The sequence below is a fragment of the Streptomyces hilarionis genome (assembly GCF_024539675.1).
GTDB classification, from domain to species: domain Bacteria; phylum Actinomycetota; class Actinomycetes; order Streptomycetales; family Streptomycetaceae; genus Streptomyces; species Streptomyces hilarionis.
In genome coordinates, this window is record NZ_JAHHIT010000043.1 from 18,474 (window position 1) to 36,745 (window position 18,272).

General features: G+C 70.1%; 17 protein-coding genes. 8 read left to right on the plus strand and 9 right to left on the minus strand.

The window, feature by feature from the left end:
• Window positions 1-38: 38 nt before the first annotated feature.
• Entirely contained in the window at window positions 39-914 is an 876-nt protein-coding gene (locus KMS84_RS09795; RefSeq protein ID WP_256915716.1) for a hypothetical protein, read from the plus strand.
• A gap of 514 nt (window positions 915-1,428) precedes the next feature.
• Here the strand turns inward: KMS84_RS09795 and KMS84_RS09800 are convergent.
• A complete protein-coding gene (locus KMS84_RS09800; protein ID WP_256915717.1) occupies window positions 1,429-2,862 on the minus strand; it encodes a VWA domain-containing protein in 1,434 nt (477 codons plus the stop codon).
• A gap of 285 nt (window positions 2,863-3,147) precedes the next feature.
• On the minus strand, window positions 3,148-5,073 hold the full coding sequence (thiC, locus tag KMS84_RS09805; protein ID WP_256915718.1) for a phosphomethylpyrimidine synthase ThiC: 1,926 nt from the start codon (window positions 5,071-5,073) through the stop codon (window positions 3,148-3,150).
• Window positions 5,074-5,770: 697 nt separating this feature from the next.
• Here thiC and KMS84_RS09810 point away from each other — a divergent pair.
• A complete protein-coding gene (locus tag KMS84_RS09810; RefSeq protein WP_256915771.1) occupies window positions 5,771-7,342 on the plus strand; it encodes a YibE/F family protein in 1,572 nt (523 codons plus the stop codon).
• Between the two features lie 224 nt (window positions 7,343-7,566).
• Here the strand turns inward: KMS84_RS09810 and KMS84_RS09815 are convergent, their stop codons facing one another.
• The 4 genes from KMS84_RS09815 to KMS84_RS09830 all read right to left on the minus strand — a co-directional run bounded on the left by KMS84_RS09815 (window position 7,567) and on the right by KMS84_RS09830 (window position 9,907).
• The gene (locus KMS84_RS09815; protein ID WP_256915719.1) at window positions 7,567-8,013 is read right to left on the minus strand and encodes an SsgA family sporulation/cell division regulator; all 447 of its coding nucleotides are present in this window, start codon (window positions 8,011-8,013) and stop codon (window positions 7,567-7,569) included.
• Between the two features lie 100 nt (window positions 8,014-8,113).
• Window positions 8,114-8,977: an IclR family transcriptional regulator gene (locus KMS84_RS09820; protein WP_256915720.1), complete on the minus strand. Its 864-nt coding sequence runs from the start codon at window positions 8,975-8,977 to the stop codon at window positions 8,114-8,116.
• Between the two features lie 217 nt (window positions 8,978-9,194).
• Window positions 9,195-9,407: a DUF5326 family protein gene (locus KMS84_RS09825; RefSeq protein WP_256915721.1), complete on the minus strand. Its 213-nt coding sequence runs from the start codon at window positions 9,405-9,407 to the stop codon at window positions 9,195-9,197.
• A 182-nt stretch (window positions 9,408-9,589) separates the two neighbouring features.
• Entirely contained in the window at window positions 9,590-9,907 is a 318-nt protein-coding gene (locus tag KMS84_RS09830) for a cupin domain-containing protein (protein ID WP_189923720.1), read from the minus strand.
• Between the two features lie 58 nt (window positions 9,908-9,965).
• On the opposite strand from KMS84_RS09830, the gene KMS84_RS09835 reads away from it, so the two are divergent.
• The 5 genes from KMS84_RS09835 to KMS84_RS09855 all read left to right on the plus strand — a co-directional run bounded on the left by KMS84_RS09835 (window position 9,966) and on the right by KMS84_RS09855 (window position 13,700).
• Complete coding sequence (locus KMS84_RS09835) at window positions 9,966-10,343, plus strand: phage holin family protein (protein ID WP_256915722.1); 378 nt, start codon at window positions 9,966-9,968, stop codon at window positions 10,341-10,343.
• A gap of 7 nt (window positions 10,344-10,350) precedes the next feature.
• Window positions 10,351-10,842, plus strand: a complete 492-nt coding sequence (locus KMS84_RS09840) for a low molecular weight protein-tyrosine-phosphatase (protein WP_256915723.1) — start codon at window positions 10,351-10,353, stop codon at window positions 10,840-10,842.
• Window positions 10,839-11,996: a cystathionine gamma-lyase gene (locus KMS84_RS09845; protein ID WP_256915724.1), complete on the plus strand. Its 1,158-nt coding sequence runs from the start codon at window positions 10,839-10,841 to the stop codon at window positions 11,994-11,996. Before KMS84_RS09840 ends, KMS84_RS09845 begins: the two co-directional genes overlap by 4 nt.
• A 228-nt stretch (window positions 11,997-12,224) precedes the next feature.
• Window positions 12,225-13,130: a LysR family transcriptional regulator gene (locus KMS84_RS09850; protein ID WP_256915725.1), complete on the plus strand. Its 906-nt coding sequence runs from the start codon at window positions 12,225-12,227 to the stop codon at window positions 13,128-13,130.
• Window positions 13,131-13,217: 87 nt separating this feature from the next.
• Window positions 13,218-13,700: an NUDIX domain-containing protein gene (locus tag KMS84_RS09855; protein ID WP_069769274.1), complete on the plus strand. Its 483-nt coding sequence runs from the start codon at window positions 13,218-13,220 to the stop codon at window positions 13,698-13,700.
• Window positions 13,701-13,773: 73 nt separating this feature from the next.
• Here the strand turns inward: KMS84_RS09855 and KMS84_RS09860 are convergent, their stop codons facing one another.
• Window positions 13,774-15,063 carry a globin domain-containing protein gene (locus tag KMS84_RS09860; RefSeq protein ID WP_256915772.1) on the minus strand — a complete coding sequence of 430 codons (1,290 nt, stop codon included), beginning with the start codon at window positions 15,061-15,063 and terminating at the stop codon, window positions 13,774-13,776.
• Between the two features lie 483 nt (window positions 15,064-15,546).
• Between KMS84_RS09860 and KMS84_RS09865 the strand changes: the two genes are divergently transcribed.
• Complete coding sequence (locus tag KMS84_RS09865) at window positions 15,547-16,413, plus strand: GNAT family N-acetyltransferase (RefSeq protein ID WP_256915726.1); 867 nt, start codon at window positions 15,547-15,549, stop codon at window positions 16,411-16,413.
• A gap of 74 nt (window positions 16,414-16,487) precedes the next feature.
• Here KMS84_RS09865 and KMS84_RS09870 read toward each other — a convergent pair whose 3' ends face one another.
• Window positions 16,488-16,907: a GlcG/HbpS family heme-binding protein gene (locus KMS84_RS09870; RefSeq protein ID WP_256915727.1), complete on the minus strand. Its 420-nt coding sequence runs from the start codon at window positions 16,905-16,907 to the stop codon at window positions 16,488-16,490.
• Window positions 16,908-17,013: 106 nt separating this feature from the next.
• On the minus strand, window positions 17,014-18,231 hold the full coding sequence (locus tag KMS84_RS09875; RefSeq protein ID WP_256915728.1) for an MFS transporter: 1,218 nt from the start codon (window positions 18,229-18,231) through the stop codon (window positions 17,014-17,016).
• Window positions 18,232-18,272: the final 41 nt, after the last annotated feature.

An 18,272-nucleotide genomic window follows, 5' to 3' on the forward strand; every position in this document is an offset into this window, starting at 1 on the left:
TTGGCATGCGAGCCCCAAGCCCTACGGAGCATCGGGGGATGCACATGAACAGCGTTCCGCAGCACCTGCACAGCGAGGACCGCCAGGAGTACGAGCGGATCCTCGACGAGGCGCTGCGCTCCGCCCCACACCACCCGGACCTCGCCGCTGTGGGACAGCGGCTCAACTCCGAGCAGCTGCGCACCATGGCGCTCAACGCCTCCGCGCTCATCACGGTGGCCGCGGCGGCCGAGTACCAGCACTACGTGAAGGTCCGCGAGGAACTGCGCCACCCCGCACCGTCCACCGCGACGGACGCGCCCGGGTCCGGCTCCGCCGAATCCGGCGTCGCCACGATCGGCCTGGCCACCACCATGGGCGAGGCGACCCAGGCCGCCGAGGCCGCCGGGGCGGGCGCCGTCGCCGCCGTCCTCACCCCCGTGCTCGCCGGGACCGCCGCGGTGATCTTCCTGCTCGTCGGTTACATCCTCAGAACCGTCGCCCCCGAGCAGGCGTTCGCCCAGACCATGGTCGCGGCCGGGTGGGCGTTCGGAGCCGTGGCCGCGGCCGCGATCCTCGTCGCCACCGTCGCTCTGCTGCTGACCGCCCTGCGCAATCGGCCCTCCCTGGAGGCCGCGGCGTACGGCGAACAGAACGAGGAGGTCACCCAGGCCAAGGAGGCCTGGCGTGAAGCCCTGCTGGAACGCGGGATCCTGCCGTTTCTCCGCGAGGCCCTCGCCAACCCCGGCGCGGCGACGGCCCTGCACACCGAACCGGCCCCGCCTGCTCCCACCGGTCGTCTCCCGAAGATCGGCTACGGCCGGCCGGGCTTCAGCAGTCCCGACGACGGCCGCTCGACCGGCCCGCGGCCGAGCTTCAGCAGCCCGGACTACACCAGCCCCGAGTTCGGCGGCCCGGAAAACCACCCGGAATAGGCGTCACGGCGCGCCCCTCGACTCAGGGACTCAGGGCGGGGATGTTGGACGTGGACTGGACCGGAACGTGGGACAGGACCTTGCGGCGGGCAGGGGCAGGGGCAGGGGCGCAGGCCGGGGGCGGAAGGACACCCGTCCACCGGCTCGGAACCGGCCGGAAGGAAGCCCAGTGCCCCGGTGCCCCGGCGCCTGGGCCCTCGACCCGCGCCGATCCGCCCCTGTCCTGCGCCGCCTGCCCAGGGACCGCCGAACTACGGACGGACGCCCGGACCGGGCGGGGCCTAACGTCCGGCGAGGCCGGCGAACAGCCGACGCGCCGGTGGTCGGCCGGCGGGGCCCGGTGGACGGCCGGCGGGGCTCGGTGGACGGCTGGCGGGGCTCGGTGGACGGCCGGACTCGGCCGGAGCGGCCGGAGACGGACGGCCGCACTCAGACGGAGGCTGACGGCCGGACCGAGCGACCCGATCCGACCGGTTCGACGATCCGACCGGTTCGACCTCTTCGACCGGGACCGTCAGAGGATGCCCGCCCGGGTCGCCGCCTTGATCCAGTCGGGGAACTCCGACAGCAGCCGGTCGTAGAGTTCCTGATCCGGGACGGTGCTGATGTCGTCGACCGCGAAGAAGCCCACGTTGTCGACGCGTCGGCCCGGCAGCGTGTCGAACCGCTCCAGCACCCCGTAGTTGGACCGTCCGAGCCCCACGAACTGCCAGAAGATGGGTTCCTCGACCGCCGCTCTCAGTTCCCGCTCGATCGCCGCGTCGCGATACACCCCGCCGTCGGAGAAGAAGAGCACCAACGTCGGAGCGTCCGCCGGATGCTCCCGGACAAAGTCTCTGACCTGGGCGATCGCCTTCTGCTCTTCGTTCTGGATACCGACCGTGCGCATGTCGACCTGCCCCGGCTCCATCCCCTTCCGAGGCTTCTTGGACCGACGGAACAGACTCATCTCGCCCACCCTCACATGCAGCCGCAGCCACTCGGGGAGTTCGCCGAGCCTCAGGTCGGGCAGTCGAGCCGCCTCACTGGCGAACGTCCACGCCTGCATCTCCCCGTCGTCGTCCAGCTGAGCCGCCACCGCCGCCATCCGCTCCACGACGTCCGCCACCACGCCCTTGGAGTACAGGAACGACATGGAGCCCGAGGCGTCGAGCACGAGCAGGATCCGCGCGCTGATGCCGGCGGCTCCCCGCTTGCTCAGGCTGACGGCGACCTGCTCCTTGCGCAGCGACAGCCGTTTGCGCATGTCGACGGGGAGCCGTTCCTCGCCCTTCGTCAGGCGAGGTCCCGAAGGCGGAGCGGAGGGAACCGATTCCGGACGGCCGGGCGCGGGCGTGGCCGCAGGCACGGGCGTGGCCGCAGGGGGCGGACCGGGCGGCAGCGGCGGAACGGACGCCGCGGTCGCCTCCCCCGGCTCCTCGTCGACCGTGATGCCGAAGTCGGTGGCCAGCCCCGCGAGTCCGGAAGCGTAACCCTGGCCGACCGCCCGGAACTTCCACCTCCCTTCGCGCAGGTACAACTCGCCCCCGATGAAGGCCGTCTCCGTGTCGGCCTGCATCTCGAAGCGGGCGATCTCATACCCGCCGCCCGTACCGAACAGCCGCAGCGTCAGGTCCCTCACCTGCCCGAAGACGCCACCGTCGGCGGACGCGCACAGCACCACCCGGGTGATCGCGCTCTCCAGCGAACGGAAGTCGACGTGGACGGCGTCGGTCACGACTGCGCCGTCCCGGCGCTTGCCGACGTGCCGCACGGCTCCGGACGCGTGGAGCGGCTGGTTGTAGAAGACGAAGTCCCCGTCGTTCCGCACCTGCCCGGCATCGGTCAGCAGCAGCGCCGAGACGTCGATGTCCGGCCCGCCGGCTCCCTCGGCCCAACTGAGATCGACCCGGACATCCGGTGAGTCGACCGGCAGATTGGCGCCCTTGCTCATGGATCGCGCTGTCATGGGGGCCAGTCTGCCGAGTAGCCGTCCGACTTCAACCCTGCGACGGGCCCTCTGCCGAACCGCTCATCGGCCCTCCGGTCGGCCGCGGCCGCCCTTCCGCCCCACCGGCCCCCCACCGGTACCTTCATCGCTCCCCCCTGTCAGTCGGCCTGTCGGTTCCCCACCGGCGCCGCCCGGCCGGCCGTCCGAACGGGCAGGCCGAATGGCCGGACCGAACGGGCGGTGCGGATCGGACGGCGCGGATCGGGTGGCGCGGATCGGGTGGCGCCGACGGAGGACGGCTTCTCAGTCGGCTATCGGCAGGTACACCCGGTTCCCGCTCGCGGCGAACTCCTTCGACTTCTCCAGCATTCCCTCGGCGATCTCGTCCGCCGAGGCGCCCTCGGTCACCCCGCCGCCGAACCGCTCGTTGATGCTCTGGCTGATCTTCATGGAGCAGAACTTCGGCCCGCACATGGAGCAGAAATGGGCTGTTTTCGCGGGCTCCGCGGGCAGCGTCTCGTCGTGGAACTCCCGTGCCGTGTCCGGGTCCAGAGCAAGATTGAACTGGTCTTCCCAGCGGAACTCGAAACGCGCGTCGGACAGCGCGTCGTCCCATTCCTGTGCACCGGCGTGTCCCTTGGCAAGGTCGGCCGCGTGGGCGGCGATCTTGTAGGTGATGACACCGGTCTTGACGTCATCGCGGTTGGGCAGTCCCAGATGTTCCTTGGGCGTGACGTAGCAGAGCATGGCCGTGCCCCACCAGGCGATCATCGCGGCGCCGATGCCCGAGGTGATGTGGTCGTAGGCCGGCGCGACGTCCGTCGTCAGCGGGCCGAGCGTATAGAACGGAGCTTCATCACAGATCTCCTGCTGAAGGTCGATGTTCTCCTTGATCTTGTGCATCGGGACATGTCCCGGGCCTTCGATCATCGTCTGTACATGGAAACGCTTGGCGATCGTGTTGAGTTCCCCGAGCGTCCTCAACTCCGCGAACTGAGCCTCGTCGTTGGCGTCCGCGATCGAGCCCGGCCGCAGACCGTCGCCGAGCGAATAGGTGACGTCGTACGCGGCGAGGATCTCGCAGAGTTCCTCGAAGTTCTCGTAAAGGAAGGACTCCTTGTGGTGTGCCAGGCACCAGGCCGCCATGATCGAGCCGCCGCGCGAGACGATGCCGGTCTTGCGGTTGGCGGTGAGCGGGACGTACGCAAGGCGGACGCCGGCGTGGACCGTCATGTAGTCGACGCCCTGTTCGGCCTGCTCGACAACCGTGTCCTTGTAGATCTCCCAGGTCAGCTCCTCGGCACGGCCGTCGACCTTCTCCAGCGCCTGGTACAGCGGCACCGTGCCGATGGGGACGGGGGAGTTGCGCAGGACCCACTCGCGGGTGGTGTGGATGTTGCGCCCCGTGGACAGGTCCATGACCGTGTCGGCGCCCCACCGGGTCGCCCAGGTCATCTTCTCGACTTCCTCCTCGATGGAGGACGTCACAGCGGAATTGCCGATATTGGCGTTGACCTTGACCAGGAACCGCTTGCCGATGATCATCGGCTCGATCTCCGGGTGATTGACATTGGCCGGCAGCACGGCGCGGCCCGCTGCGATCTCCTCGCGGACCACCTCGGGAGAAACGTTCTCTCGGATGGCGACGAACTCCATCTCGGGCGTGATCTCCCCGCGCCGCGCATAAGCGAGCTGAGTGACCGCCTTGCCGTCCCGACTGCGACGCGGCAGCCGGGGCCGACCGGGGAAGACGGCGTCGAGGTTGCGCAGACCACCGCGCGGCGAGGTGTGCTTGATGCCGTCGTCCTCCGGCCGGACCGGACGACCCGCGTACTCCTCGGTGTCCCCACGGGCGATGATCCAGCTCTCACGCAACGGCGAAAGCCCCCTGCGGACATCGGTCTCGACGAGCGGATCGGTGTACGGGCCCGAGGTGTCGTACAGAGTGACCGACTTCCCGTTGGTCAGATGCACCTGACGGACCGGCACCCGGAGGTCGGCCCGGGCGCCTTCGCCGCCCTCGAGGTACCCCTTGTGCCAGCCGATGGACGGCCGGCTCTCCGCGTCGTTCTCGTCGACGGCGCTCGCGGCGCCCGCGTCCACGCCGGCTGCCTTCGCGTTGATCGGGTTCGCGGTGAGCGGGTTCGCGTCGAGCGGGTTGTCTTCCGCCGCGTTGTCGCTGGCCGCGTTCTGCATGGAGGCAGGCGTGCGTGCGTCCTTCTTGGTCATGAGACCTACTCCCTACGCCGGCATTACCCGGTAACAGGTTCGGCGGTCGACGCAGCGGCTACCGCCTGCCGACGTTTCATGTGAAACATCACTCGACGTGAGGGACGTTCCACGTGAAACATCGCGAAGACGGAGGTCAGCGCCCTCTCAGCCCGGTGCTCCGAGCTCCCGCGTGTGCAAAAGTGCCTCCACGCTAGCGTCAACTCGGGCGCGGTGAACAGGGGGCCCCTGTCGTTCTTGCGATGATCGGTCGGTGACCACGACACCCCATCCCCCACTCCCGCCCGAGCCGCCGCGTCGGTCCGGTGGCGGAAACGGCCCGGCCAACAGCCCCGGCGGCGCCTCCGGGGGCGGTCAAGGAGACCCTCGGGATCTCGGCATCGGCGGTCGCGGACCAGGGCGTCCGCACGGACCCGGGCGTGCCCAAGGCCCAGGCCCGGGACGGGAGCCGGGGTACGCGGGAGGGCTGGGCGGCCTGACACGCCGCGGTCGGCCTCCCGGCGGTCAGGGACCTGTCGCCGGGCCCGGCGTCGGGCCTGACACGGATCCCGGAGCGGCTCCCGGAGCGGGTCCTGGCCCCGGCCAGGGGATCGGAGACGGCTACGCGTACGGGTATGGCGGCCATGGGGGCGGCAACGGCCTTCATGAGAGCCGGGACCGTCACGGGAGCCGCCACGATGAGGCATACCAGGACGGCCTGAGTGAGGGACACAGCAGCGGTTCGGGTGACGGACACAGCGGCGGTCCGGATGGACACGGCGGCGGTCCGAGTGACGGACGCGGGGGCGGGCAGCGTGCGGGACACAAGCCCGGCCGCGACCACGACCACCACCCCGGCCAGGAGCAGGGGCAGGGGCAGGGGCAGCAGGGGCAGCAGGGGCAGGGGCACGGCGGGCACGGCGGGCACGGGCATTCCCACGGTCACAGCCACAGCCACGGTCCGGCCGCTCCCGTCTCCCGGCATCTGCGCAAGGTCATCGCGGCCGTCCTCATCCCGTTCGGCGTCGCCGTCCTGGTCGGGCTCGTGGTGCTGTGGCCCGGGGGAGCGCCGGCGCACGAGCGCACCGGGGTCGGTTTCGACCGGCAGACCCAGCAGGCGACGGTCACCAAGGTCGTGAGCGTGAACTGCGCCTCGGTGAACGCCTCGGGCGACACTCCGACCGGCGACACCTCCACGGCCGAGGGGTCCTCGGCGCAGCAGCAGGCGAAGGGCACCTGCAAGAGGGCCACGATCCGGGTGGACACGGGCGACGACAAGGGCCGTACGTTCACCGAGATCATCCAGCCGGACCAGACCCGGCAGCTGGACCAGGGCGAGAAGGTCGTGGTCGCCTACGAGCCCTCCGCGCCGAAGGACCTCCAGTACTCGGTCACCGACGTGAACCGTCGCATCCCGATGTCCGTGCTGGCCGGAATCTTCGCGATCGCCGTCGTGGTGGTCGGGCGGCTTCGGGGCGTGATGGCGCTGGTCGCGCTGGCCATCAGCTTCCTGGTGCTGAACTTCTTCGTACTGCCGGCCATCCTGCAAGGCTCGAACCCGTTGATCGTGGCGGTGGTGGGGTCGAGCGCCATCATGCTGATCGCCCTCTATCTGTGTCACGGGCTGTCGGCCCGTACCTCCGTCGCGGTGCTGGGCACCCTCGTCTCACTGCTGCTCATCGGCATCCTCGGCTCGGTGTTCATGGACTGGGCGGCGCTGACCGGCAACACGGACGACAACACCGGCCTCATCCACGGTCTGTACCCGTCGATCGACATGAGCGGCCTGCTGCTCGCCGGCATCATCATCGGCTCGCTCGGCGTGCTCGACGACGTGACGGTCACCCAGACGTCCGCGGTCTGGGAACTGCACGAGGCCAACCCCTCGATGGGCCGGCGAGGGCTCTACCGGGCCGGTATCCGCATCGGCCGGGACCACATCGCCTCGGTGGTCAACACGCTGGTCCTCGCCTACGCCGGAGCCGCCCTGCCGCTGTTGCTGCTCTTCTCCATCGCGCAGAGCAGCGTGGGCGCGGTCGCCAACAGCGAGCTGGTGGCGGAGGAGATCGTGCGGACGCTGGTGGGCTCGATCGGCCTGGTGGCCTCCGTGCCGGTCACGACGCTGCTGGCGGCCCTCGTGGTCTCCGCCGACCGCCCGGGAACCCACGCGGCCGCAGGGGCGGTTCCGGCGGCAGCTGTGGCCGGTACGACGGGCTCGACGGCTTCGGTGGGAGCGACGGCCGATCCCGTTCCGTCCCGGAGCGGCCGCGGCAGGCGCCGCAAACGCTGACCTGTCTTCCCGCCGCCCGGCCCTGGAGCCGGGCGGCGCGTGCCCATCCGTCCATCCGTCCGACCGTCCGTTCAGCCCTCCGACCCTCGAGTGGGCCGATGTGCGGCTTGACGCACGGTCGTCTTGACGGTGGGGCGTCTTGACGGATGAACCGATGGAGAAGCGTTCCTGCATAGTCCCGCCCGGTGACGAAGCGTTACGCCACCGCTCGCTGCGCCCGCCCGTCAGCCCGCGCTCTGCTCCTCCGCGAGGATGCGGCCCAGCGCCTCGTCCAGATGCGCGTCGAAGTCGGCCAGCGCGCCCTCCTGCCCGAGAGGGACCAGCTTGTCGGTTCGATCGAGGAACGCCACCAGAGGAGCCGCCGAGGAGCGGAACACCGCCTGATCTCCGCAGACCTGAAGCCGGATCAGCACTTCTCCGAGCACATCCGGATCGACGGGCGAGACGCGGACGTCGCCCTCACCGCACGGCCTGCCCACCCCGTCGATGAGCAACTCCCGACCGAAGGTCCAAGTCACCGGCGCGTCGCCGGGCAGGTGGAAGGTGAGCCGCACCGCGTAGGGATCGCACGACTCGTAACCCAGCTCCACCGGGATGCGGAACGAGAGCTCCTCGGAGACGAGGAAGCTCATCATGACCTCTGCCTGTACTGCCTGCACGGACTCGCGCATCGCCTAACCCCGTCATTTGCCGTCGATTGGCCGGGAATGAACCTTCTGACACTGCAGGCATCTTGCTGAACGTACACAACAGATCACAAGGAGTGAGTTTTCAGATACTGATAGAGATCGCGAGGGACCCCAGCAGGCGTCCGACCTCGTTCTGCAACTGCCGGGCCGCCACGTGCAGTCGGCCGGCGTGGTGGGCGGGCAGTGACATCGCCATCGTCGCCGCCGTGGTGCCCACGGTGATCGGAATGGCGGCGCATACGGTGCCGAGCGCGTACTCCTGTCGTTCGACGACCGGTTCCATGCGCGGCATCCGCTCGAGGCGCCGCAGCAGCGTGTGGTTGTCACGCACCGTATAGGGGGTGATCGACTGCGCGGGGTAACGGTGCAGGTGGTCGCGCCGTGCGTCCTCGTCCAGTTGGGAGAGCAGGCACTGGCCGATGGCGTGCGCGTGTCCCGTCTCGCGGAAGTCGGCCCATTCCTCCACCGCCGGGTTCCCCGGGGTGTCGGAGACGCACATGATCTCGATCTCGCCGTCCCGGTACCGCGCGTAGTACACGGGGACACCGATCGAATCGCGCCACTGGGCGAGAGTGTCGGCGACGGTGCTGCGACGTTTCTGCGCGGCCCCACTGCTGCCCAGCCGTTCGGCGGCCTCGCCGAGGAAGAACAGACCCTTGTCCCGGCGCAGATAGCCCTCGTGCACCAGGGTGCGCAACAGGTGGTAGGCCGTGGGCAGCGCGAGACCGGTCTCGCGGGCCAGTTGCTTCGCCGGGGCCCCGAACTCGTGCTCCGCGACGGTCTCCAGCAGCCTCATGGCCCGCTGCACGGAGCCGATCAGGGTGGCCGCCGGGTGCGGTTGCTCGGGAACTGCCGGGTTGGGCGGCCGCTGGAGCGGCGGTGCGAGCGATCGCGGCGGAGTGGGGGGCGCGTAGGTGTTTGCGGTTGCGGTGTCGACCGTGGACAAGGGGGGCACTCCCGGAGCGCGAGGGGGCGGTCCGTGCGGGGGAACACGGGAGGGGGCTACGCCGCATGCGGGGCGTCGTCCCCGCGTCGAATTCCGGACTTTAACCGCCTGCCACCGCTTGCAGACGGCCTGTGGGAAAACTTCCCCCGGCCGAGCGAACCGGTGATTCCTGTTACCGCTCACCGGCCTCCGGCGGGGCACTCACCGGCCCCGCGCCTCACCACCCGCCGCGCGACGACGAACTCGACGTGAACTTCCGCACCACGTAGATCAGTCCGCCGACGAGCGCCACGAAGACCAGCAGCTTGAAGAGCAGGCCGATCACGAAGCCGACGACGCTGGCTATCAGCCCCCCGAACACGACCAGCGCGATGACCGGCACCGCGACCCACTTCACCCACCACGGCAGTCCCGAGAAGATCTCCTGCATGGCCCTGGACCTCATCCTCTTCGATCGACGTCCGGCGCTCCTGCCGCGCCGGATCACTTCGATGTCCTGCGTCGATGCTAGGTCCGAAGAGGGGTCCGACGGGGGCCCCGCATCCCTTGTCCTCCCCTGATCGAACCCCTAGGGAACCCCGAGACCGCGGGTCGGCGGCAAGGTGGAGGGACTCAGCTCTCGGGCGGCGAGAACACCACCAGGACGCGCAGGTCCTCGCTGATGTGATGGAACTTGTGGGCGACGCCGGCCGGTACGTACACCACGCTCCCGCGCGCGACCTGTGTGGTCTCCAGACCGACCGTGATCGACGCCCGGCCGCTCACCACGAAGTACACCTCGTCCTGGTTGTGCGGGTTCTGTGGATCATGGGTGCCGGCGTCGAGCGCGTACAGGCCGACCGACATGTTCCGCTCGCGCAGAAACTGCAGGTAGGCGCCGTCGTTGGCGGCTCGTTCCGCCTCCAGTTCATCCAGCCGGAATGCCTTCATCGACCTTGTCCGCTCTCGTCCGGTGCTCGTTGGCGATCTCTCTGCCACGATCAGACACATGAAGAATTTCGTAGTCAAGACGATCGCCAACGCAGGCGCCCTGGCGGTCGCCGTCTGGCTGCTCGACAAGATCACCCTGACCGGTGACAGCACGGGCAAGAAGATCGGCACGCTCCTCGTCGTCGCACTGCTTTTCGGCCTGGTGAACTTCCTGGTCAAGCCGGTCGTCAAGGTGCTGACCTTCCCCTTGTTCATCCTCACGCTCGGTCTGATCACCCTGGTGGTCAACGCCCTGATGCTGCTGCTCACTTCATGGCTGGCCGGCAAGTTCGATCTGAGTTTCCACGTGGACGGCTTCTGGACCGCCGTCCTCGGTGGCCTGATCATTTCCGTCGTTTCCTGGGCGCTCAACGTCGTGCTGCCCGACGAGGACTGAGCCCGCGATGACCTATCGCGTCTGCTTCGTCTGCACGGGCAACATCTGCCGCTCTCCGATCGCCGAGTCGGTCTTCCGGGCGCGGGTGGAGGAGGCCGGTCTCGACACCCTGGTCGAGATCGACAGCGCCGGCACCGGCGACTGGCACGAGGGCGAGAACGCCGACCCGCGCGCCCGGTCCGTTCTGGAGGAGCACGGCTACGCGCTCGACCACCGCGCCCGGCGATTCGAGTCGTCCTGGTTCGCCGGCCTCGACCTGGTGATCGCCCTGGACCTCGGACACCTCAAGGCGCTGCGCCACCTCGCACCCACCGAGGAGGACGCGGCGAAGGTGCGCCTGTTGCGTTCCTACGACCCCGCGGCGGGCGACGACCTCGACGTCCCCGACCCTTATTACGGGGGCCGCGACGGCTTCCAGGAATGTCTTGAGATGGTGGAGGAGGCGAGCACCGGTCTGCTCGCCGCCGTGCGTGAGGACGTGGAAGGACGGATGGCATGAACGGTTCTCCTGGGAACGAGGGGGTCTCCCCGGGCGCCGGCGACGGCACCCGCGCGGTGCGTGCCGGACTGCCCGAGCCCGTGAAGTACGAGCCCACCCTCCCCGGGCCGGTCTTCGCGGCGCACTTCCACCTGCCGGGAGAACCCACGGGCCCCTACACCTACGGGCGTGACGAGAACCCGACCTGGACCCACCTGGAGCACGCCATCGGCGAGCTGGAGGCGCCGGGGCGGGACGGCGTCGAGACGCTCGTCTTCGCCTCCGGCATGGCAGCGATCTCGTCGGTGCTCTTCTCGCAGCTGCGCGCCGGGGACGCGGTCGTGCTGCCCGGCGACGGCTACCAGGCGCTGCCCCTGGCCCGCGCCCAGCTGGAGGCGTTCGGCATCGAGGTGCGTACCGCGCCGACCGGTGCGGACGCGCAGCTCGAGGTGCTCGACGGCGCGAAGCTGTTGTTGATCGAGTCCCCCTCGAACCCGGGACTCGACGTGTGCGACATCCGCAGGCTGGCCGAGGCGGCGCATGCGCAGGGCGCGCTGGTGGCCGTGGACAACACGCTCGCCACCCCGCTCGGGCAGCGCCCGCTGGAGTTGGGCGCCGACTTCTCGGTGGCCAGCGGCACCAAGCAGCTCACCGGCCACGGCGACATCCTCCTCGGTTATGTGACCGGTCGGGCCGGCGAGCCGATGACGGCCGTGCGGCGTTGGCGCAAAGTCGTCGGGGCGATCCCCGGGCCGATGGAAGCCTGGCTGGCACACCGCTCGATCGCGACCCTGCAGATGCGCGTCGACCGACAGGACGCGACCGCTCTGGCCGTCGCCGAGGCGCTGCGGGGCAGGCCCGAAGTGAGCGGCCTGCGCTATCCGGGGCTGCCCGACGATCCCTCCCACAAGGTCGCCTCGCAGCAGATGCGGCGTTTCGGGTGCGTGGTGTCCTTCACGCTCGCCACGCGCGCGCGGGCCGAGCGGTTCCTGGACGCGTTGCGGCTCGTGGACGAGGCGACGAGCTTCGGCGGCGTGCGATCCACCGCGGAACGGCGAGGGCGCTGGGGCGGCGACGCCGTGCCGGAGGGCTTCGTTCGGCTGTCGGTCGGGGCCGAGGATCCCGAGGACCTCGTGGCGGACGTGCTGCGTGCGCTGGAGGAATCGGAGCGGTGACCTGCTCGGGAGCGCCCCGTGTGACCCCCGCTGAACGCGTCGGGCGGTCCGAGCCTCCCCCCTCGTGGCTCGGACCGCCCCCGGTTCTGCGCGCGAAGAACCGCGCTCACAAGGCTAGTTGACTCTGTGTCAGTGTCCAATCACCGTAACGACAGTAGCCTATTGACTTATTTATAGTGGGAACCTGTTCGAAAGCCCTGCGAAAGGCGGCAAGGGGGAGGACGCTCCATGGATCTGGCCTTGCTGCGCACCTTCGTGACCGTGCACCGGGCCGGCTCCTTCACCCGCGCCGCCGCGCTGCTGGGCCTGTCCCAGCCGGCCGTCACCTCGCAGATACGCACACTGGAGCGGCAAGTGGGCCGCCCTCTGTTCCTGCGGCAGCCCCGCGGTGTGACGCCGACGAGCATCGGTAACGAACTCGCCCACAAGGCAGCTCCCCATCTCGACGCTCTGGTGGAGATCGCCGAGGTCGGCCTCGACGACGAGTCCGCAGCGCGGACGCTGCACCTCGCCGGGCCCCCCGAGTTCACCGCCGAGCGGGCCCTGCCGGCCCTCAGCGGGCTGTCCGGCGACGACGGCCAGGCGTTCGCTCTGCGCGCCTCTTTCGGCACCGCCGAAGAGGTTCTGGAGGGCCTGGCCGCGGGCCACCACGACCTGGTCATCAGCACGGCACGGCCCCGCGGGTCACTGCTCACGGCGACGCCGCTGTGCGACGAGGAGCACGTGCTGATCGCCGATTCCCGGTGGGCCGGGCGGATCGACTCCGGCAGGTTGCGCCGCAAGGACGCGTCCGCGCTGGTGAACCTCCCCGTCGTCGAGGTGCACGAGTCCCTGCCCCTGGTCACCCGCTACTGGGCCGCAGTCTTCGACGCCCGCCCCACCGCCTCGGGCACCGTCATCGTGCCCGATCTCCGGGCGGTCCTCGCCTGTGCGGTCGCGGGAGCAGGTCTGGCGGTCCTTCCGCGCTACCTCTGTGCGTCCGCTCTGGCATGCGGTGACGTCGTCGCGCTGCACGAGCCGGCGGTGCCGCCGCTGCGTACGTACGTCCTGGCAGTGCGCACCGGGACCCTCGCGATGCCGCATGTCGCGCGAGCGCACGACCTGCTGCTGGGCGCGGCCGCCGCGTGGTGCTGACACTCCCGGCGGCGAAGCCGAGGGATGAGCCCGACCAGTGACCTCTCGGGATGTTTCACGTGGAACCAGCCGGGCCACATTTCTCCCATGACCGTCCGACCCGTGGTCAAGCGCACCGCACGAGCCGTTCTCCTCGACGGCGACAACCTGATCCTGATCAAGCGCACCAAGCCCGGTGTCGATCCGTACTGGGTGACGCCCGGTGGCGGGGTCGAGCCGGATGACGCGACGGTCGTGGACGCACTGCATCGTGAGGTGTACGAGGAACTCGGCGCCAAGATCACGGACGTGGTGCCCTGCTTCGTCGACACCGTCGAGCACATCGGCGCGGACGGCGGTGCGACCGGCGTGAAGGTGCAGCACTTCTTCGTCTGCCGTCTGGAGTCCATGGATCCGGCGCTGCGCCACGGGCCCGAGGTCGAGGAACCGGCCGGCGAGTACGAGATCGTCCGGGTGCCGTTCACCCGGGTCGGCATCGCCTCCGTCCATCTCGTGCCGCTGTCCCTGCGGCACTATCTGGACGGGAACATCGAGGGCGTACGGGCCATGCACGCCCCCGACCTCGGCTGAGCCCACCCGGTCGGCGGACTGCCGCCTACACGGGCCGGTGCGGTCGAGTGCGGGGCGGCGGCGCGGCCGCTGCTCACCTCCCGGTGGCGGCCAGTTCCTCGACCGCGTCATGGCGTATGCGCTCCCGGGGAACACCGGCCTCGCGCAAGGCGTCCACCGCGCTGTGGATCATGCCGGGCGGACCGGCGACACAGGCGTCGCAGTCGGTCCAGGGGCCGAACGTGCGTAAGGCGTCGGGCAACTGCGGCAGGCCGTTCCTGTCGACGACGGGGCGAACCTCCAGCCAGGGGTGGGACCGCTGGAGACCGTGCATCGTCTCGAGTTCGTACAGGTCGTGATCGCTGCGGGCGCCGTAGAACACCTCGACCGAGCGCCGCGTGCCGTGCTCCGCCATCTCCTCGACCAGCGCCTTGACGGGGGCTATGCCGGTCCCACCGCCCAGACAGAGCAGCCCGCTGCCCCTGGTGTGGTCCACGGTCATCGAGCCGGTCGGCGGCCCCAGCCGGATGACGTCACCGGGCCGGGCGCGGTGGACCAGCGCGTTGGAGACCCAGCCCGCGGGAACGGCCTTCACATGGAAGGTCAGCAGACCGTCGGAGCGGGGCGCGGAGGCGAAGGAGTAGTGCCGCCAGATCCGCGGCCACCAGGGCGTCTCGAGACTGGTGTACTGCCCGGCGCGAAAGGCGTAGGGCTGGTCGGGGCGAACGGTCAGGATCGCCACGTCCGGCGTCCTGAGCTCGTGCGAGACGATCTCCGCGTGCCACCATGCCGGTGCCCGCAGCGCGTCGGCAGCAGCCGCGTCGATCATGACCTGGGAGAGCCTGGTGTAGGTCCGGACCCAGGCCGCTTCCGTCCGGCCGTCCCACACCGCGCTCGCGTACCTGCTCAGGGCACCGATGAGGCACTCGCCGACAGCCGGATAGTGCTCGGCCCGTGTGCCGTACTTGCGGTGACCGCGGCCCAGGTTCCGCAGGTAGTCGAGAAGGACGGGCGTGTCGTCGATGTGCTCGGCGGCGGTCAGCAGCGCCTTCAGCAACCGGTCCCGCTGGACGTTCATGGCGGGTGGGAAGAGCGCCCGCAGTTCGGGGTGGCGGACGAAGAGCATGGCGTAGAAGTACGAGGTGACCTCGTCGGCGACCGGGACCACCTCGGCCATGGTGCGGCGGACGAGGATGGCGTCCGGGGACGCCTCGGACGCCTGCTCGGCGGGCTCCGGCTGCTGAACGGGTCCCAGATGACCGCCGGCCGGGCCAGTGGGCCGCAGCTCGCTGTCCACGGGCGGTTTCGGCTGCTTCGGTGGAGCGAACCATCCACCCTTGCCGGACGTGCCGTCGTCGGCCGACCTGGTGGCCGGAACCTCCATGATGTGCCTCGCCTCGAACGTCTTCTGGGTCGGTCCGGGCACTCCCTGGAGAGACGACGTCCTGCTCCACCCGTGTCTCGTGCGCCTCGTCCCGGAAGCGAACCGGATTCGACCCTACCGGCCGCCAGTGCTCGCGCGAGTACCCCCGGGCACCCGAGGATCACAGCCTGGCGTCTGCCCAATCGCCCTGTGCGGCAGGGGGGATTCGCGGATGGGGAGTCGTGTCACAGCGGTTATGTGTGACACGGACGCACCGAGCCTTCTCGGACTTCGCGCATGCGCCGAGGTTTCACGTGAAACGTGCCCCGGCCTTGCAGGGGGAGGCCTCCGTCTCTCTGTTTCACGTGAAACACCGCCTGCCCGCCCCTGCGGAGCCATGTGCCTGTCGATGCAGTGCGCAAGGAGCCATGACGTGGCCAAAAGAGCGCTCGCCCAGGGGAATCGGGTGGACGCCGAGCACACGGTTCGGACAGCCTGACCTGCGTGCCGACTCCTCCTCTCACCGCTCTGCCCATCCGCCGTCTGACACACCGCGATCTCGCTGCCTGTGCCGACTTGTCCGAAGATCGGGGGTGGCCTCGTGAGGAACACAAATGGGGCCTCCTCCTTTCCGCGGGGAACGGCTATGGCATCGACGATCCCGCCGGGGGCCTCGTCGCCGCATGCGTCGTCACCGAGTACGGCCCGCACGGGCATCCCCGCCTCGGCGCGATCGGCATGGTCCTGGTCGCCGAGCGGCATGCCCGACAAGGCGTCGGCCGTCGCTTGATGCGCCATGTCGTGTCGCTGATGGACGCCACTCCCCTCACCCTGCACGCCACCCCGAGCGGCCGTCCGCTCTACGAGGAGCTGGGCTTCAAGGCGACGGGCCGCGCGGAGATGGTGCGCGGACGCCTCGCCACGCCGGAACCGGCCACAGACGTCATCACGCGTGCCGCCACGGCCGAGGACCTCCCGTCGATCCTGCGCCTCGACGAGGAGGTGTTCGGCGCCGATCGCACCCACGTGATCGCCCGCCTGCCCGCGTTCGCCGACCAGCTGCGGGTCGCGGAGGACGAGGGTCGGATCATCGGCTACGCCGCCGCATGGCCCAACATGGACACCCAGGTGGTCGGGCCGCTGATCGCCCGGGACACCGGGACCGCGAAGGCTCTTCTCTGTTCCCTCGCCGTACGCACCGACCGGCCGCTGCGCACCGACATCGACGTACGGCACGAGGAACTGCTGGACTGGGTGAAGGCGCGGGGCCTGGAAACCGTGGCCTTCAACTCCGTGATGACCTACGGGATCGCGGAGCTGCCCGGTGACTGGCGTCGCCGCTTCGCCCCGCTGACGGTGGCGGCCGGCTGACAACGCCTGGGTGCCGCGCAGAGCGCCGGTTCCTCGGGGGGAGGGCCGGCGCTCGACGCGGGTGACCGCCCGTGTCAGACCAGTGCCTTGACCGCCGCCGTGGCGAAGCCGTGGTCCTGCTCCGGGGCTCCCCCGCCCACCCCGAGCGCCCCGATCAGCCGCCCGTCGCGGTGGATCGGCACACCGCCCGCGATGAACAGCAGCGGCCGGTCGAGCGCGGTGGGCAGGGTGTGGAAGAGACCGCCGGGCTGTACGGCCTCCACGAGGTCGGCGGTGGCCGTGTTCAGCTGGAGCGCCGTGTAGGCCTTGCGGGTGCTCGTCTCTCCGGAGATCAGCACCGCTCGGTCGTCCCGGCGGAAGGCCAGCAGGTGGCCGCCCGCGTCCACAACGGTGACGCTGACCGTGACCCCGGCGGTCTCCGCGGCGGTTCGCGCCGCCGCCACGATGGTCTCGGCGTCGTGGGTGGTCAGGGGCGCGGCGGTAGGGGTGTTCATGACGGAGGTGCTCCTCGGGGGGTGGTGACGCTGTCGGGGGCTTACGGAAGGACGGGTCGGCCGGCGGCGGTCGCCGGGACGGTGTCGGCGCGGCGACCGTGCGGGCTCAGTGCTGGACGGCCGCCTGCCGCTCGGCGGAGGGACTGGCGGTGACGGCGGGCGTGGAACCGTCGCGGGCGTTGTCACGGCGCTCCAGCGCGGCCGAGGCGACGGCGAGCAGCAGGGCGCCCGCCGCCAGGGCTGCTCCGACCCAGTTCGGCGCGGTGTAGCCCAGTCCGGCCGCGATCACGAGGCCGCCGAGCCAGGCGGACAGCGCGTTGCCGAGGTTGAAGGCGCCGATGTTCACCGCCGACGCCAGCGTGGGGGCGCCGTGCGCCTGGTCCAGGACGCGCTTCTGCAGGGGCGGGACGGTCGCGAAGCCCAGGGCGCCGATCAGGGCGATCGTGACGGCTGCCAGGACCTTGTGATGGGCGGTGAGGGTGAAGAGCGCCAGGACGACGGCCAGAGCGCCCAGGGAGACGTACAGCATGGGCATCAGCGCTCGGTCGGCGTACCTGCCGCCGATCAGGTTTCCGCCGACCATGCCGAGTCCGAAGAGGACCAGCAGCCAGGTGACAGAGCCGTCCGCGAAGCCGGCCACGTGCGTCATCATCGGCGCGATGTAGGTGATGGCCGCGAAGACGCCGCCGAAGCCGAGGACGGTCATCGCCATGGCGAGCAGCACCTGGGCGTTCTTGAAAGCGGCCAGTTCGTGCCGCAGGCGGACGCCCTGGGGCCGCGGCATCTCGGGTACCAGCCTGGCGATGCCGGCCAGACCGATCACACCGAGCGCGGCCACGACGGCGAAGGTGACGCGCCATCCGATGCTCTGCCCGACGAGAGTCCCCAGGGGTACGCCGACCACGTTCGCGACCGTGAGGCCGGTGAACATCATCGCGATGGCTCCGGCCTTCTTGTCAGGGGCGACCAGGTCGGCCGCGACCACCGAACCGATGCCGAAGAAGGCACCGTGGGCGAGGGAGGCGACCACGCGGCCGATCAGCATCACGCCGAAGGCCGGGGCGGCCGCGGAGAGCAGGTTCCCGACGATGAACAGGCCCATCAGCAGCATCAGCATCCTCTTGCGGGAGATCCTGGTGCCGAGGGCCGTCATGAGCGGGGCGCCGAACAGGACGCCGAGCGCGTAGCCGGTCACGAGGAAGCCGGCCGTGGGGATCGAGACTCCGAAGTCGTCCGCGATCTCGGGGAGCAAGCCCATGATCACGAACTCGGTCGTTCCGATCCCGAAGGCCCCGATCGCGAGGGCCAGAAGCGCAAGAGGCATAGGGGTTGACACCTTCCCAGATGATTGCAGGAGCGCTTTAC

Bases quoted from the DNA above. Each gene is read 5' to 3' on its own strand.
- KMS84_RS09825 (WP_256915721.1), bottom strand. From the start codon at position 9,407: ATGCAGGAGATCTTCTCGGGACTGCCGTGGTGGGTGAAGTGGGTCGCG.
- thiC (WP_256915718.1), bottom strand. From the start codon at position 5,073: ATGACCAAGAAGGACGCACGCACGCCTGCCTCCATGCAGAACGCGGCC.
- KMS84_RS09850 (WP_256915725.1), top strand. From the start codon at position 12,225: ATGGATCTGGCCTTGCTGCGCACCTTCGTGACCGTGCACCGGGCCGGC.
- KMS84_RS09860 (WP_256915772.1), bottom strand. From the start codon at position 15,063: ATGGAGGTTCCGGCCACCAGGTCGGCCGACGACGGCACGTCCGGCAAG.
- KMS84_RS09855 (WP_069769274.1), top strand. From the start codon at position 13,218: ATGACCGTCCGACCCGTGGTCAAGCGCACCGCACGAGCCGTTCTCCTC.
- KMS84_RS09875 (WP_256915728.1), bottom strand. From the start codon at position 18,231: ATGCCTCTTGCGCTTCTGGCCCTCGCGATCGGGGCCTTCGGGATCGGA.
- KMS84_RS09840 (WP_256915723.1), top strand. From the start codon at position 10,351: ATGACCTATCGCGTCTGCTTCGTCTGCACGGGCAACATCTGCCGCTCT.
- KMS84_RS09870 (WP_256915727.1), bottom strand. From the start codon at position 16,907: ATGAACACCCCTACCGCCGCGCCCCTGACCACCCACGACGCCGAGACC.
- KMS84_RS09815 (WP_256915719.1), bottom strand. From the start codon at position 8,013: ATGCGCGAGTCCGTGCAGGCAGTACAGGCAGAGGTCATGATGAGCTTC.
- KMS84_RS09845 (WP_256915724.1), top strand. From the start codon at position 10,839: ATGAACGGTTCTCCTGGGAACGAGGGGGTCTCCCCGGGCGCCGGCGAC.
- KMS84_RS09800 (WP_256915717.1), bottom strand. From the start codon at position 2,862: ATGACAGCGCGATCCATGAGCAAGGGCGCCAATCTGCCGGTCGACTCA.
- KMS84_RS09795 (WP_256915716.1), top strand. From the start codon at position 39: ATGCACATGAACAGCGTTCCGCAGCACCTGCACAGCGAGGACCGCCAG.
- KMS84_RS09830 (WP_189923720.1), bottom strand. From the start codon at position 9,907: ATGAAGGCATTCCGGCTGGATGAACTGGAGGCGGAACGAGCCGCCAAC.
- KMS84_RS09835 (WP_256915722.1), top strand. From the start codon at position 9,966: ATGAAGAATTTCGTAGTCAAGACGATCGCCAACGCAGGCGCCCTGGCG.